Here is a 14,205-nt window from a genome sequence, read left to right as displayed (position 1 = left end):
CTGGATGGGCTGCGCCGCAACCTTTTTCGCTCGACGTGGACTCCGCGTCTCACGTGACGGTCACGACGACCTCCTGTATGCCGCTGGACCCGCTGGGGAACGGCGTCGCGCGCCTCGCGTCCTGGACGCGGCCCTGCAGGTCGGTCGCGCGGACAGAGAGGCGGTGCAGGCCGGGCTGGGCGTCCCACGGCAGGAACCACTGTCGCCAGTAGTCGATGCCGACGTCAGGGCCCAGCTTCGTTGCCTGCCAAGGGCCGTCGTCGACCTTCACCTCGACCTTGCCGACGCCCCGGTGCTGCGCCCAGGCGACGCCGCCGATGGCGACCTGCCCGGCGGGGATCGTCGAGAGCGGAGCCGGTGTGTCGATGCGGGCGCTCGTCCTGATCGGGGCATCGGTCGCCCACTGTCGCTTCGTCCAGTACGCCTGGTCGGCGGCATACGTGGTCAGGGTGAGCTTCGTCAGCCACTTGGTGGCGCCCACGAAGCCGTAGAGCCCGGGCGTGATGAGACGGGCTGGGAAGCCGTGGGTGTCGCTGAGCTGGGCGCCGTTCATGCCGATGGCGACCATGGCGTCGCGGCCGTCACGGACGACGGACAGCGGCGTGCTGATGGTGAAGCCGTCGACGGCGGTGCTCAGCAGCTGGTCCGGAGAGCCCTTGACGCCGGCTCGGTCGAGCAGGTCGGTGAGGCGGATGCCCAGCCAGCGGGCCGCGCCGATGTAGCCGCCGCCGACCTCGTTGGAGACGCACGTCATGGTGATGTCACGCTCGATGAGCGGCAGGGCGGACAGCTCGGCGAAGGTCAGGGTGAACGGCCGCTCGACCATGCCGTCGACCTGGAGGGTCCAGCCGTCGACGTCGACCTGGGGCACGACGAGGTTGGTGTCGACCCGGTAGAACTTCTCGGTCGGCGTGCGCAGCGGGGAGATGCCCTTCACCGTCGACTCGAGACCTTGCGGCAGCGGCCGCGCTGGGTCCTTCGGCTTCGGGAGGACGATCTGCTTCGCCTTCTGCGCACCCGCGCGCAGCTGGCCGCCCGCCGCCGCGAGGACGGAGAGGACGGCCACGCCGGCTGCCCCGCCGAGGAACCTGCGCCGCGCCGGTCGGGGCGAGGTACGCGAGGTGTCATCGGCGCGCGGACGCATGCCGGCGGCGCGGGGGCCCGGGGTGCCCTCGGCCGGGGTGCCCTCGGCCCGGGCGGCCAGGCGCCCCAGCAGGACCAGGACCACGACGCCGCAGACCATGGCCGTGACGGACGGAAGGGCGTCGCGCGGGGAGGCCGCCGGACGCAGCAGGGCCGCAGCCCCGGCCAGCCCGGTGAGCAGGACGATGAGGCCGACGGCGAAGGGAGTCCGCCGGCGGGCGAGCAGCCCGGCCACGGCGGCGAGCACCAGCGTCCCGACGAGCACCGACCCCTGCAGGACCACCTTGTCCGCGGTGCCGAACGTCGCGATAGCCCACTCCTTGACCGGGGTCGGCGTCAGGTCGATCACGGTCGACCCGATCGCGAGGACGGGTGACGCGGCGGGTGACAGGAAGGCCGCGAGGAGGTGGCCGGCGGCGATGCCGGCGACCGCGGCGAGGACTCCGCACAGGGCGAAACGTAGGCGCGTCATGCCCGGTGGTTCGGCGCGGGCCGCCCGATCGGATGGTCAGGGGCGACCTCGCGAGGGGCGAGGTGCCCGCACCGCGCTCAGCCGCTCAGCCGCGCAGCAGGCGGCGGATGGTCGTGGCGTACGCGAGCCGCGCGACACGCGCGACGACCGGGTCGAGCACCGCAGGCACCGGACGCACCCGGATCACCTGCTCCCAGTGGACCCGCGAGCCCTGCCCCGCGGGTGCGACCGTCAGATCGATCTCGCCGCGAACCACGTTGCCCTCCTTGCGGATCCGCGCGGAGCCGGCGCCACCGGAGTGCGGCGGGATGATCTGGTCGACGACCATGCGGTCGTCGAAGCCGACCGGTCCGACGCCGGTGCGGGCCACGAAGCGTGAGCCGGGCACGAGCCCGTCGGCGGTGAGGACGGCACCCGAGAGGGTCGTCAGCGGGATGACCGCCGTGTGGGCACGGAGGTCGAGCAGCCGCCGCCACGCCTCGGCCGCGGGCAGCTCGGTCTCGAACTCGACGGTGAACCGCGCCATGCCGACAGTCTGGCCCACCCCCGTCGATCGCGGACCGGCGAGGTGCCGGCATGACACCTGTCACGGGCAGGTCGTGACCGTTGCCCCTGCCGGCAGGTGCCGCCCCTTGGGAGAGTGACACCGTGACCACATCGACCACAGCGACCACGCCGGCCATCGAGCTGCGCGGACTCGCGAAGACGTTCCCGGCAGTGCGCGGCTCGCACGACAGCGAGGTGCGAGCCGTCGACGCCGTCGACCTGCGCATCCAGCCCGGCGAGATCGTCGCGTTCCTCGGCCCCAACGGCGCCGGCAAGACCACGACGCTCGACCTGGTGCTCGGCCTGACCGAGCCGACGAGCGGCACCGTCGAGGTCTTCGGCCGCCGCCCGCGCGAGGCCGTCGTCTCCGGCGCCGTGTCGGCCGTCCTCCAGACCGGCGGACTGCTGCGCGACCTCACCGTCCGCGAGACGGTCCGCATGATCGCCTCGACGTACGCCGCCCACTCGCCCGTCGACGTGGTCATCGACCGCGCCGGGCTGACGGCGCTCGCCGACCGCCGGGTCTCGAAGTGCTCCGGCGGCGAGCAGCAGCGGCTGCGTTTCGCGCTCGCCCTGCTGCCCGACCCGCGGCTGCTCGTCCTCGACGAGCCGACGGCCGGCATGGACGTCACGGCCCGCCGCGACTTCTGGGACACGATGCACGCCGACGCGAGCGCCGGACGCACGGTCGTCTTCGCGACGCACTACCTCGAGGAGGCCGACGCCTTCGCCGACCGCATCGTCCTCATCGCCGGCGGGCGCATCGTCGCCGACGGCACGACGGCCGAGATCCGTTCTCGCGCCGGCGGCCGCACCGTGTCGGCGACCCTGCCGGACCACGCCCTGGCCCGCGCGACAGCGGTCCTCCGCTCGACCGAGGGGGTGCGCACCGTCGACGAGCGCGGCGCCCGCGTCGTCGTCACCGCGAGCGACTCGGACGCCGTCGCCCGCCTCCTGCTGGGCGAGCTCGGCGGCCGCGACCTCGAGATCGTCACCGCCGGCCTGGAGCAGGCCTTCATGGCCCTGACCGGCGACGACCGCGACCGCCTCGGCGACCAGCCGGCCCACCACGACGAGGAGCTCGTCCGATGAACGCGACCTTCACGCTGCTCGAGATGCGCCGGATCACGCGCGACTGGGCAGGCATGTTCTTCACCGCCGTGCTGCCGGCGTTCTTCTACCTGATCTTCGGCTCGACCGTGGACGCCAGGACCGCTGACATCGGCAACGGCAACGTCGCCATGTACGTGATGATCAGCATGGCGGCCTACGGCGCCGTGACGGCCACGACGAGCATCGGCGGCAACGCCGCGGTCGAGCGGGTGCAGGGGTGGGGGCGCCAGCTGGGCCTGACCCCCCTCGCCGACAGCTCGTACATCGCCATGAAGGCGCTCGTCGCGATGACGGTCGCCGCTGTGCCGATCCTGCTCACGTACGCGCTCGGCGCGGTCACCGGCGCCGAGGGGTCGGCCGGTGCGTGGGCTCTCAGCGCCGCGCTCGTCCTCGCTGGCTCGTCGGTCTTCGCGCTCTACGGCCTGCTCATCGGCACGGCGTTCCGCTCCGAGGCGGCGGTCGGCGCGGCCGCGGGCACCCTCGTCATCTTCGCCTTCCTCGGCAACCTCTTCATCCCCCTCTCGGGAGCCCTGCTCTCGTTCGCCAAGCTCACCCCCCTCTACGGGTATGCCGCCCTGGCCCGCTACCCGCTCACCGAGGGCTTCCTGCCCGACGGGTCGCGTGACCCGCTGTGGCTGCCGGTCACGAACGTGGTCGTCTGGGCGATGGCCTTCGGCGTGCTCGCGACGGTGCTCGTGCGACGCGGCCGGGAGCGCCAGTGACCGCCCCCGACGTGACGGCTGCCGGGCGGGCCGCGACCACGGACCCCACGGTCAACCCGTGGGAGCGGTGGTCGTGGGTCATCCAGACGGTCTGGCTCGTCTTCCTCGTCTTCCCGCTGCTGGCCGTCGTCAGCGAGCCGCGCCCCGCCTGGCAGGCGCTGCTCGGGGTGGCACTCATCGTCGTCTTCGGGCTCGTGTACGCGCTCGGGGCCCAGCACGTGCAACGTCTCGAACGCGCGTGCCGGCCGTGGACCGGTCGGGGCGTCGCCTACCTGGCAGTCCTGGTCGCCTGCACGGTGGGCACGGCCACCCTCATCGGGCCGGGCAGCCTCGGCTTCCTGCCCTTCGTCGTGTCGTTCGGGATGTTCGCCCTGCCCGTCGTCTGGTCGATGGTGGTCGGCGTGGTGTGCGTCGTCGTCGCCGCCCTCACCGCCGTCTTCGTCGACCCCGAGGAGGGCACCTGGGTCGTGGCGATCATCGTCTTCGCCGTCGGTGCCATGACGGCCGTCATCCGTCTCATGACAGACCGGGGCGCGCAGTACGAGGCGATGTCGCGCGAGCTGGCCCTGGTCGCCGAGCGAGAGCGCGTCGCCCGCGACGTCCACGACGTGCTCGGCCACTCACTCACCGTCGTCACGGTCAAGGCCGAGCTGGCCGAGCGGCTCGTCGACCTCGACCCGGAGCGTGCGAAGGCCGAGCTCGCCGAGATCCAGGCCCTGAGCCGCCAGGCTCTCGCCGAGATCCGGGAGACGGTCGGCGGTCTGCGCCAGGCACGGCTCGGCAACGAGCTCGTCTCCGCGAGAACGGCGCTCGCCGGTGCGGGCATCGAGGCCCACGTGCCCGACGACCCCGCCGCCGTCGACCCCCGGCACCGCACCGTGCTGGCGTGGGTGCTGCGCGAGGCGACGACCAACGTCGTACGGCACAGCGACGCCGACGCCTGCTGGGTCGAGCTCGACAGCGACCGCCTGACGGTGCGCGACGACGGGCGAGGGCTCGGCGGCCGACCCGAGGGCAACGGCCTACGCGGGCTGCGTGAGAGGGTCGAGGCCGCGGGGGGCCACCTCTCGCTCGAGACCGGCCGCGAAGGCCACGGAACCGTGCTGGAGGTGCGGATGTGAGCGAGCCGATCAAGGTGCTGCTCGCCGACGACCAGGCGCTCGTGCGCGGCGCCCTCGCGGCGCTGCTGGCGCTCGAGCCGGACCTCGAGGTCGTCGCCGAGGTCGGCCGCGGTGACGAGGTCGTCGACGCCGCGCGGCGATCCGGCGCGCAGGTGTGCCTGCTCGACATCGAGATGCCCGGCGTCGACGGCATCGGTGCGGCTGCCTCCGTGCGCGAAGCCCTGCCCGGGGTGCGCACCCTCGTCGTCACGACCTTCGGCCGGCCCGGCTACCTGCGCCGCGCCCTCGAGGCGGGCGCGTCCGGCTTCGTCGTCAAGGACACCCCCGCGCGGCAGCTGGCCGAGGCCGTGCGCCGGGTCCACGCCGGGCTGCGGGTCGTCGACCCGTCGCTCGCCACCGAGTCGCTCGTCGACGGCGCCAACCCGCTCACCGAGCGCGAGCGCGAGGTGCTGCGCGTGGCGCTGCGCGGCGGCACCGTGGCCGCCATCGCCGAGGTGGTGCACCTGTCGTCGGGCACGGTCCGAAACCACCTCAGCTCGGCGATCGGCAAGACCGGGACCTCGACCCGGGCCGAGGCCGCCCGGGTGGCCCAGGAACGCGGCTGGCTCTGACGCCGCCCGACGAGACCGGCTGCCTTTCGGAAATCGAAGTGTCGACCGGGGTCCCTGCCGATCGACGTCGTGGTGGAGGCTGGGACCGACCCGGCCGGCATACGAAGGAGCTCCCATGCGCTACCTGATGATCCACAAGATCGACGAGGCCCGCCCCGAGGCCTGGAACCCCAGCCAGGAGTTCCAGGACGCGATGGGCGCGCTCATGAGCGAGTACGCCGAGTCCGGCGTGCTGCTCGCCGCCGAGGGTGTGACGCAGACCAAGGACGGCGCCCTCGTGCGCAAGACCGAGGGCGCCGGTGTCTCCGTCACCGACGGCCCGTTCAGCGAGGCCCGTGAGGTCATCGGCGGCTTCGCGCTCGTCAACGTGGCGAGCAAGGAGGAGGCGGTGCAGCTGGCGTCGAAGTTCGCCTCGCTCTTCGACGAGGTCTCCGTCGAGGTGCGCCGCGTCTACGAGTTCGAGGACCTCCCCCAGGGCTGAGCCGGTATGCCGTCAGGCCGCGCGGCGCCGAGGCCGTGCGGGCCGCGGGGTCGAGGCGCCCGGCGCCGAAGCCCTGAGCCGGCGCGGCGGCCCCCTCGGAGATGCCCAGCGCGACGAGTGGCATGGTCCAGCGGGACTCCTCGAGGGTGGCCCGGTGCCTGCCCGGCCCACGAACGGCCCGAACCGTGCGGAACGCGCCACACCCGCGCACGCGCGATCCGTGGCGTCCTCACAGGGCTACCGATAGCGTCGGCGACGTGAACATCATCTTCGTGGAGCCGTCGTTCCCGGCCAACCAGCGCCGCTTCGTGCACGCGCTCGCCTCGGTGGGCGCCAACGTCTACGGCATCGGCGAGTCCGAGGAGGCGCACCTCGGCGACGACGTCCTCGGAGCCCTGCGCGGCTACTACCGCGTCGGTTCGGTCACCGACGTCGACCAGATGGTCGAGGCCGTGCGCTACTTCCAGGACAAGGTCTGGATCGACGCGCTCGAGGCGACCGTCGAGGCCCACACGATGCCGGCAGCGCACGTGCGCGAGGCGTGCGGCATCCCCGGCACGAGCGTGCGCACCACGTGGCTGTGCCGCGACAAGCCGTCGATGAAGGAGGCGCTGCGCCAGGCGGGCGTGCCGACCGCGGCGAGCGCGGCGGTCGACTCCGCGGACGAGGCGCGGGCCTTCGCCGAGCGCGAGGGGTACCCGCTGATCCTCAAGCCGCGCGCGGGTGCCGGCGCCCAGGGCACGGTGCGCGTCGACAGCGACCACGAGCTCGAGCAGGCCCTGCAGGGCTACGGCCGCGAGGGCGCGACGTCGATCGCCATCGAGGAGTTCGTAGAGGGCCACGAGGGCTTCTACGACACGATCACGCTCGACGGTCAGGTCGTGCACGACTGGGCGACGCACTACTACCCCAACGTGCTCGAGGCGATGCGCCACCGCTGGATCTCGCCGCAGTTCATCACGACCAACCGCATCGACGAGCCGGGCAATTCCTTCTACGGCGAGGTGCGCGAGCTCGGCCGCCGCGTCATCCAGGCGCTGGGCATCGAGACGTCTGCCACGCACATGGAGTGGTTCTACGGCCCGAAGGGCCTGAAGTTCAGTGAGATCGGCTGCCGCCCCCCGGGTGTCGGTGCGTGGGACGTCTACTCGGCCGCGAACGACGTCGACGTCTACCGCGAGTGGGCGCACGTCGTCACCCACCGGGCCCCCGAGCAGCCGATGAAGCGCACGTATGCCGCCGGCATCGTCGCGCTGCGCCCCGACCGCGACGGGTCGATCACGGGCTACAGCGGCATCGACGAGATCCAGGCGCGCTACGGCGAGTGGGTCATCGACGGCCACTTCCCGCCGGTGGGGCACGGCACCCAGGCCGTCGAGGCGGGCTACATGGCCAACGCGTGGGTGCGGCTGCGCCATCCCGACTTCGACACCGTCAAGGCGATGCTCGACGACGTCGGTCGCACCATCCGCGTGTACGCCGGCTGAGCGCGCGCGCTCGATGACGACGATCCTGCTCGGGCCCCAGCGGTTCACGACGACCGTGGGCGCCACCGTGCGCTCCCTCGGGGTGTCCGGGCCCGTGGCCATGGTCAACTCGGGCTGGGAGGAGCGCGAGTCCGACGACGCCGAGCTCGCCGGCCACCTCGACGGCCGGGGCGTCAACCTGCGGCTCTACCAAAGGGCGTTCGAGCTGCTCCGGGCCGAGCCGGACCTGCGCGCCGTCGTGCTCGACCACCGGTCGCGGCACGACGAGCTGCGCTCCTTCTACGGCCTGCGCCTCCAGTCGGCCTGGGACACCGTCTTCGCGGTCCGTCACCGCACGTCGCGGCACGGCATCGGCGAGGGTGCCGAGCGGTCCGCGCTGCAGGCCCTGCGGGACGTCGACGACTGGTACGCGTGGGAGGTGGCCCGGCTCGTCGAGCAGACGGCCGCCACCGAGGCGTTCACGGGCAGCGCGGCGCTCGCCACCCATCGCGCCGAGATCGCCGAGCTGCTCGCCTCCTCGGCCGCGGTGGTCGTGGCCGGCGGGCACGTCGGCCTCCTCATGGAGACGTTGCGGCTCTTCGCCGTGTCGATCCCGGCGGCGACGCCCGTCATCGCCTGGTCGGCAGGGGCGATGGCCGTCTGCGACCCCGTCGTCCTCTTCCACGACTTCGCACCCCACGGCATCACCGCCCCCGAGGTGCACGACCGGGGGCTGGGCCGGGTGCGTGGCGTCGTGCCGCTGCCCCACGCGCGCCGCCGCCTCGACCTCGACGACCGCGACCGGATGGCGGTCTTCGCGGCGCGCTTCCCGTCGCACCGCCTGGTGCCGCTCGACGCGGGCACGGTGGTCCGGCTCGGGCCCGGGAGCACCGACGCAGAGGGTCGCGCGACGCTCCCGGAGGGGACGCGCGTGCTCACCACTGCTGGCACTCTCGTCGCCGAGGGGGCCGCGTGAGCATCCAGGCCCCCACGGCACGGCTCGCCGTCAACCGCCTCCGCGAGCGGCTGCCGCTCGACGGTCCGACGATCGACCGGTTCATCGAGCGTTTCGGCTGCCCCATCATCGAGGGCGAGCGCGCCACGTTCCTCTACCGCGGCGACGTCGACGAGGTGTGGGTGCGCCACCGCGTCGTCGGGCTGCCCGATCCCTTGCCGCTCAAGCGGATCGGCGACTCCGACCTCTGGTCCGTCACGACGGTGCTTCCCGAGGGCTCGCGCGTCGAGTACCAGGTGGAGATTCGCAAGGGCGAGCACTACGAGCGGTTCAACGACCCGCTCAACCCGCGCCTCGCGCACAGCCCGATGGGCTCGTCGTCGGTGTGCGCGGCCATCGGCTACCGCGTGCCCGACTGGGTGGCGTTCGACCCCGAGGCGCGGCAGGGCACTCTCGTGGAGGAGCAGATCCGCAGCAAGGCCCTGCGCCGTGACCAGCCCGTGCAGATCTACCTGCCGGCGCGCTTCAACCGGGCCCAGCGCTACCCGCTCCTCGTCGTGCACGACGGCACCGACTTCCTCGAGTTCGCGGCGATGAAGACTGTGCTCGACAACCTCATCCACCGGCTCGACGTCGACCCGCTCGTGGCGGTCTTCGTTCCGCCGCGCGACCGGCTCAAGGAGTACCCCAACCACGCGCCGCACGCCCGCTTCATCGCCCGCGAGCTCGTGCCGCTGCTGACCGAGCGGCTGCCGCTCGTCGACACCCCCGAGGGCCGCTGCCTCATGGGCAGCTCCTTCGGCGGCATCGCCGCGTTGTCGACCGCCGTGCGCTACCCGGGCTTCTTCGGCTCCCTCATGCTCCAGTCGGCGTCGCTCGTCTTCACCGACATCGGGTTCGACCACGGCGGCGGCCCCGCCTTCGACCCGGTCGTGAAGTTCGTCAACCGCTTCCGTGAGAAGCCCTCCGCAGTCGTCGACCGCATCTTCATGACGTGCGGTGTCTACGAGCCGCTCATCACCCCGAACCGGTCGATGGTGCCGGTGTTCCGCCACACGGGGATGAAGGTGCGCTACACCGAGGCGCGCGACGGCCACAACTGGGAGAACTGGCGTGACCGCCTCGGCGACGGCCTCTCCTGGATCTTCCCCGGACCCCAGAAGTTCGTCTACGAGTGACGGGCGCAACCAAGAAGGGCAGGCAACCCATGAAGGTGACCGACCGGTGGCACTCCGACCGCCTGGGCCAGGACATCACCGTGGCCCGGTGGGGGACCTACGGCGTGCCGGTGCTGCTCTTCCCGACGGCCGGTGGTGATGCCGAGGAGGTCGAGCGGCACAAGATGATCGCCCACCTCGAGCCGCTCATCGCCGCCGGCCGCGCGAAGATCTACTCGTGCGACAGCGTCGCCGGCAAGGCCATGGCCGAGCGCATCGGGTCGACGGAGTACCGGATGGCCCTCTTCAACGCCTTCCACGACGCGGTCGCCTCCGAGGTCATCCCGGCGATCCACTCCGACGTCGGCGGCCGCCTGCCCGTCGTGGTGGCCGGCGCCTCCATCGGTGCCTTCAACGCGCTGGCGATCACCTGCCGCTACCCGCACCTCGTCGACTCCGCCGTGTGCATGAGCGGCACGTTCGCCATCGAGAAGTTCATCGGCGGCCCCTTCACCGACGACCTCTACTTCAGCTCGCCGCTCCACTTCCTGCCCGACCTCCAGGGCCCCGACCTCGACGCCCTGCGCCGGCGGATGATCGTGCTCGCCTCGGGCAGCGGCCAGTGGGAGGACCCCGGCGAGGCCTGGGCCGTCGCGGAGGTGCTGGGGGCCAAGGGCATCCCGAACCGCGTCGACGACTGGGGTCCGGCCTACAAGCACGACTGGCCGACGTGGTGGGAGATGCTGCCCACCTACCTCGACGACCTGCTTCCCTGAGCGGGCGGCCGTTCCGGCTGCTCACCTCCCGCACCGACGACCTTCTGGCCGACCAGGAGGCGACGCGTTCGCGCGCCCGACCGGCCCCGGCCCCGACGACGTCGTGGCCGCGATCGCGCACGACGTCACCGTCGACCACCTCCCGGCGCTCAGCGGGCATCTGACGAAGCTCGTTGCATCTCTGCACGCGCTCTGGGCCGACGGGCGCCGCTACGACCTCGACCTCCGGGGCCCCGTCCGGTGACGGCGCCGTCATGAACGGCGACGAGGCGGGCGTCTCCGCGCGCGGGCGCACGAGCCCGGCCGGTCGCTGACCCGGGCGGTCCTGTCCGACACGGGCAACGGATTGACACCTGCTTGATTTTGCTCAAGTCTGTGTCCGGTCGCTCACAAACGAGCAAGTAGTGATGTGGCGACGCAGCAACGACCCGCCCGACGATGTGCCCGGTCCCCAAGGAGAAGTCCATGCGCAGCACCCGCCTCTTGGCCGTCACGGCCCTCCTCACGCTCGGCCTCACGGCCTGCGGCAGCTCGAGCGGGGGTGGTACGCCCGACGCCCAGCCCGAGAGCGGGCCGGTCACGATCAGCTACGGCATCTGGGACAAGAACCAGCTGCCGGCGATGCAGAAGATCGCCGACGAGTTCCACGCCGCGAACCCGAGCGTGACGGTCAAGATCCAGGTGACGCCGTTCAAGCAGTACTTCACGACGCTCCAGACCGCAGCCTCCGGCGGTGGCGCCCCCGACGTGTTCTGGATGAACGGCCCCAACTTCAAGCTGTATGCCGCGAACCAGCAGCTGCTCCCCCTCGAGCAGACCGTCACCAAGGCCAAGCTCGACCTCGCGAAGTACCCCGCCGCCCTGGTCGACCTCTACACCTGGGACGGCAAGGCGTACGGCATCCCGAAGGACTTCGACACGGTCGGCGTCTGGTACAACAAGGCGCTCTTCGACGCGAAGAAGGTCGCCTACCCGAAGGACGACTGGACCTGGGCCGACTTCCAGTCCGCTGCGCGCGCCCTCACCGACAAGGGCAAGGGCGTCTTCGGCGCCGCGGCCCCCGTCGAGGACCAGGCCGGCTTCTACGACACGATCCCGTCGGCCGGCGGCCAGGTCATCGACGCAGCCGGCACGAAGAGCGGCTTCGACTCCCCCGAGGCGCTCAAGGGCATCGAGTTCTGGACCTCGCTCGTCAAGGACGGCGCCTCCCCGACCGTCCAGCAGATGACCGACACCAGCCCCGGCGACATGTTCAAGGCCGGCAAGGTCGCGATGTACTGGAACGGCTCGTGGGCCGCGGTCGAGTACAACGACGTCCCCGAGCTCAAGGACACCGTCAACGTCGCGCCCGTGCCCGCCGGGCCGAAGGGCCAGATCTCCGTCATCCACGGGCTCGGCAACGTCATCTACGCGAAGACCAAGCACCAGGACGCCGCGCAGAAGTTCGTCGGCTTCCTCGGCGGCGAGCGCGCGGCGCAGATCCAGGCGGAGGCCGGCGCGGTGATCCCCGCCTACGAGGGCACCCAGGAGGCCTGGGTGAGGTCGATGCCGCAGTTCAACCTCAAGGCTTACGTCGACGAGGTCGCGACGGCCGTGCCCTACCCGGCGTCGAAGAACACGAAGGCGTGGACGACCCTGCAGACCGACATCCTCACGAAGGTGTGGAACGGGGAGGTCGACGCGGCGACGGGCCTCGAGGACCTCGCCACGCAGATGAACGCGGCGCTCGCCAAGGAGAAGTGACCGTGGCGGGTGTCGTGACCCAGACGGAGGGCGCTGCCGCCACCGCGGCACGCGCCTCCCGTCCGGGGGCGGGGTCGAAGGGCCGGGGCGAGCGCCCGGCCCCCGGCCCCGGCTCCGGCCGGGGCATGTCGCGGATGCGCCGCAACGACCTCTTCTGGGCGGCCGTCTTCATCCTGCCGACGCTGCTCGGACTGGGCGTCTTCTACCTCTGGCCGGTCGTGCGCACCCTGCTCATCTCCTTCACCGAGACGGGTCCGTTCGGCGGCTCGGAGTGGGTCGGTCTCGACAACTACGCCACGCTGCTCGGCGACGCCCGGCTGTGGGAGACCCTCCTCAACACGGTGAAGTTCACCGTCGTCGCCCTGCTCGGCATCCCCATCGCCCTCGTCATCGCGGCGCTGCTCAGCACCGAGGGCCTGCGCGGCGTCAGGGTGTACCGGGTGCTCTACTTCCTGCCCGTCGTGACGATGCCGGCAGCCGTGGGCCTCATCTGGCGCACCCTCTACAACGGCGACGTCGGCGTCATCAACGCGATGCTCCGGGCGGCCGGCCTCGAGGGCACGAACTGGCTCTCCAACCCGGCAACAGCGCTGTATGCCATTGCGGCCGTGGGGATCTGGCTCGGCCTCGGCACGCAGATCGTCATCTTCCTCGCCGCGATCCAGGGCGTGCCGAAGGACCTCTACGAGGCGGCCTCGCTCGACGGTGCCGGGCGCATCCGACAGTTCTGGTCCATCACGCTGCCGCAGATCAGCCCGAGCGTCTTCTTCATCTCGGTGCTCGCCGTCATCGGCGCCCTGCAGACCTTCGACCTCATCTTCGTCATGACGGGACCGACCAACCCCGCCTACCCGGCCACCGAGACGATCGTCGCGCAGTTCTACCAGCGCGGCTTCGTCGAGAACCAGCAGGGGTATGCCGCCGCGATCGCCCTCGTGATCCTCGTCGTCATCGTCGCGATCACAGCCCTGCAGTTCCGGCTCCAGAAGAAGTGGGTGCACTATGTCTGAGCTCGCAGCTCGCCCGGTGGTGTCGCGTAGACCTCGGCGGAACCGCCTGCGCCGCAGTCACATCGGCGTGCACGCCGTGCTCGTCCTCGGCTCCGTCGTGATGGTCGGGCCGTTCTTCTGGGAGGTCATGACCTCGCTCAAGACGCTCGGCGAGACCCTCACCGTGCCGCCGACGATCCTGCCGAAGAGCCCCCAGTGGTCCAACTACGGCGACGTCTTCGACACCCTGCCGTTCGGCCAGATGTTCTGGAACAGCACGCTCCAGACCGTGGGTCGGGTGCTCGGCCAGCTCGTGCTCTGCTCGATGGCCGGCTACGCGTTCGCCCGGTTCGAGTTCAGGGGGCGCGGGCTGCTCTTCGGCCTCTTCCTCTCGGTGCTCATGGTGCCGAGCCAGCTGTTCCTGCTGCCGCAGTACGAGATCGTCGCGGGCCTCGGCTGGCTCAACTCGATCCAGGCCCTCATCGTGCCCGGCCTCTTCAGCGCGTTCGGCACGTTCCTGCTGCGCCAGTTCTTCCTCAGCCTCCCGCGCGACCTCGAGGAGGCGGCCAAGCTCGACGGTGCGAACCACTGGCAGATCTTCACCCGCATCATGCTGCCGCTGGCGAAGCCGGGGCTCATCGCCCTCGCCGTCCTCGACGTGCTGTGGTCGTGGAACGACCTCATGTGGCCCCTCGTGGTCAACAACGACCCGACGAAGATGCCGCTCTCGGTCGGCCTCGCCTCGCTCATCGGCCAGTTCTCCGTCGACACGACGACGCTCATGGCCGGCTCGGTGCTCGCGACGCTCCCGGTGCTCGTGCTCTTCGTCGTGCTCCAGAAGCAGTTCATCCAGGGCATCGCGTTCAGCGGCTCCAAGGGCTGAGACTCGAACCACCACCACGAAAGGCAA

At 71.6% G+C, this 14,205-nt stretch carries 15 protein-coding genes; 13 read left to right on the top strand and 2 right to left on the bottom strand.

All coding sequences use genetic code 11. The features are described 5' to 3' along the window. Positions 1 to 49: 49 nt before the first annotated feature. Both ACFQ2V_RS15740 and ACFQ2V_RS15735 read right to left on the bottom strand, forming a co-directional pair. Positions 50 to 1,615: a molybdopterin-dependent oxidoreductase gene (locus tag ACFQ2V_RS15740; RefSeq protein WP_386053797.1), complete on the bottom strand. Its 1,566-nt coding sequence runs from the start codon at positions 1,613 to 1,615 to the stop codon at positions 50 to 52. A gap of 85 nt (positions 1,616 to 1,700) precedes the next feature. After that, positions 1,701 to 2,141 carry an SRPBCC family protein gene (locus ACFQ2V_RS15735; protein ID WP_386053796.1) on the bottom strand — a complete coding sequence of 147 codons (441 nt, stop codon included), beginning with the start codon at positions 2,139 to 2,141 and terminating at the stop codon, positions 1,701 to 1,703. A 122-nt stretch (positions 2,142 to 2,263) separates the two neighbouring features. Between ACFQ2V_RS15735 and ACFQ2V_RS15730 the strand changes: the two genes are divergently transcribed. The 13 genes from ACFQ2V_RS15730 to ACFQ2V_RS15670 all read left to right on the top strand — a co-directional run bounded on the left by ACFQ2V_RS15730 (position 2,264) and on the right by ACFQ2V_RS15670 (position 14,178). Continuing rightward, positions 2,264 to 3,253, top strand: a complete 990-nt coding sequence (locus tag ACFQ2V_RS15730) for an ABC transporter ATP-binding protein (protein ID WP_386053795.1) — start codon at positions 2,264 to 2,266, stop codon at positions 3,251 to 3,253. Further along, entirely contained in the window at positions 3,250 to 3,996 is a 747-nt protein-coding gene (locus ACFQ2V_RS15725) for an ABC transporter permease (protein WP_386053794.1), read from the top strand. The genes ACFQ2V_RS15730 and ACFQ2V_RS15725 overlap by 4 nt, the downstream gene beginning before the upstream one ends. Then, positions 3,993 to 5,117 carry a sensor histidine kinase gene (locus ACFQ2V_RS15720; protein WP_386053793.1) on the top strand — a complete coding sequence of 375 codons (1,125 nt, stop codon included), beginning with the start codon at positions 3,993 to 3,995 and terminating at the stop codon, positions 5,115 to 5,117. Before ACFQ2V_RS15725 ends, ACFQ2V_RS15720 begins: the two co-directional genes overlap by 4 nt. Beyond that, on the top strand, positions 5,114 to 5,728 hold the full coding sequence (locus ACFQ2V_RS15715) for a response regulator transcription factor (RefSeq protein ID WP_386053792.1): 615 nt from the start codon (positions 5,114 to 5,116) through the stop codon (positions 5,726 to 5,728). The genes ACFQ2V_RS15720 and ACFQ2V_RS15715 overlap by 4 nt, the downstream gene beginning before the upstream one ends. Before the next feature lie 115 nt (positions 5,729 to 5,843). Further along, complete coding sequence (locus ACFQ2V_RS15710) at positions 5,844 to 6,209, top strand: YciI family protein (protein ID WP_386053791.1); 366 nt, start codon at positions 5,844 to 5,846, stop codon at positions 6,207 to 6,209. A 257-nt stretch (positions 6,210 to 6,466) separates the two neighbouring features. Beyond that, positions 6,467 to 7,696: an ATP-grasp domain-containing protein gene (locus tag ACFQ2V_RS15705; protein ID WP_386053790.1), complete on the top strand. Its 1,230-nt coding sequence runs from the start codon at positions 6,467 to 6,469 to the stop codon at positions 7,694 to 7,696. 13 nt (positions 7,697 to 7,709) lie between these two features. Then, positions 7,710 to 8,651 (top strand): hypothetical protein, encoded by a 942-nt coding sequence (locus ACFQ2V_RS15700; RefSeq protein WP_386053789.1) that lies wholly within the window; start codon positions 7,710 to 7,712, stop codon positions 8,649 to 8,651. Further along, entirely contained in the window at positions 8,648 to 9,808 is a 1,161-nt protein-coding gene (locus ACFQ2V_RS15695) for an alpha/beta hydrolase-fold protein (RefSeq protein ID WP_386053788.1), read from the top strand. The genes ACFQ2V_RS15700 and ACFQ2V_RS15695 overlap by 4 nt, the downstream gene beginning before the upstream one ends. A gap of 29 nt (positions 9,809 to 9,837) precedes the next feature. Further along, on the top strand, positions 9,838 to 10,563 hold the full coding sequence (locus ACFQ2V_RS15690) for an esterase family protein (RefSeq protein WP_386053787.1): 726 nt from the start codon (positions 9,838 to 9,840) through the stop codon (positions 10,561 to 10,563). A gap of 103 nt (positions 10,564 to 10,666) precedes the next feature. Continuing rightward, positions 10,667 to 10,807, top strand: a complete 141-nt coding sequence (locus ACFQ2V_RS15685) for a hypothetical protein (protein ID WP_386053786.1) — start codon at positions 10,667 to 10,669, stop codon at positions 10,805 to 10,807. A gap of 221 nt (positions 10,808 to 11,028) precedes the next feature. Then, positions 11,029 to 12,306, top strand: coding sequence for an ABC transporter substrate-binding protein (locus tag ACFQ2V_RS15680; protein ID WP_386053785.1), 1,278 nt, complete (start codon positions 11,029 to 11,031; stop codon positions 12,304 to 12,306). A gap of 14 nt (positions 12,307 to 12,320) precedes the next feature. Continuing rightward, positions 12,321 to 13,316 (top strand): carbohydrate ABC transporter permease, encoded by a 996-nt coding sequence (locus ACFQ2V_RS15675; protein WP_386053784.1) that lies wholly within the window; start codon positions 12,321 to 12,323, stop codon positions 13,314 to 13,316. 67 nt (positions 13,317 to 13,383) lie between these two features. Then, positions 13,384 to 14,178 (top strand): carbohydrate ABC transporter permease, encoded by a 795-nt coding sequence (locus ACFQ2V_RS15670; protein WP_386053783.1) that lies wholly within the window; start codon positions 13,384 to 13,386, stop codon positions 14,176 to 14,178. Positions 14,179 to 14,205: the final 27 nt, after the last annotated feature.

This window comes from Terrabacter terrigena (genome assembly GCF_042676085.1).
GTDB lineage: Bacteria > Actinomycetota > Actinomycetes > Actinomycetales > Dermatophilaceae > Terrabacter > Terrabacter terrigena.
The sequence above is the reverse complement of the archived record's forward strand: the minus strand, read 5'-3'. Positions and strand labels throughout refer to the sequence as shown.

Excerpts from the sequence above, each read along its gene's own strand:
- ACFQ2V_RS15740 (WP_386053797.1), bottom strand. The coding sequence starts at position 1,615 with ATGACGCGCCTACGTTTCGCCCTGTGCGGAGTCCTCGCCGCGGTCGCC.
- ACFQ2V_RS15735 (WP_386053796.1), bottom strand. The coding sequence starts at position 2,141 with ATGGCGCGGTTCACCGTCGAGTTCGAGACCGAGCTGCCCGCGGCCGAG.
- ACFQ2V_RS15725 (WP_386053794.1), top strand. The coding sequence starts at position 3,250 with ATGAACGCGACCTTCACGCTGCTCGAGATGCGCCGGATCACGCGCGAC.
- ACFQ2V_RS15710 (WP_386053791.1), top strand. The coding sequence starts at position 5,844 with ATGCGCTACCTGATGATCCACAAGATCGACGAGGCCCGCCCCGAGGCC.
- ACFQ2V_RS15700 (WP_386053789.1), top strand. The coding sequence starts at position 7,710 with ATGACGACGATCCTGCTCGGGCCCCAGCGGTTCACGACGACCGTGGGC.
- ACFQ2V_RS15690 (WP_386053787.1), top strand. The coding sequence starts at position 9,838 with ATGAAGGTGACCGACCGGTGGCACTCCGACCGCCTGGGCCAGGACATC.
- ACFQ2V_RS15680 (WP_386053785.1), top strand. The coding sequence starts at position 11,029 with ATGCGCAGCACCCGCCTCTTGGCCGTCACGGCCCTCCTCACGCTCGGC.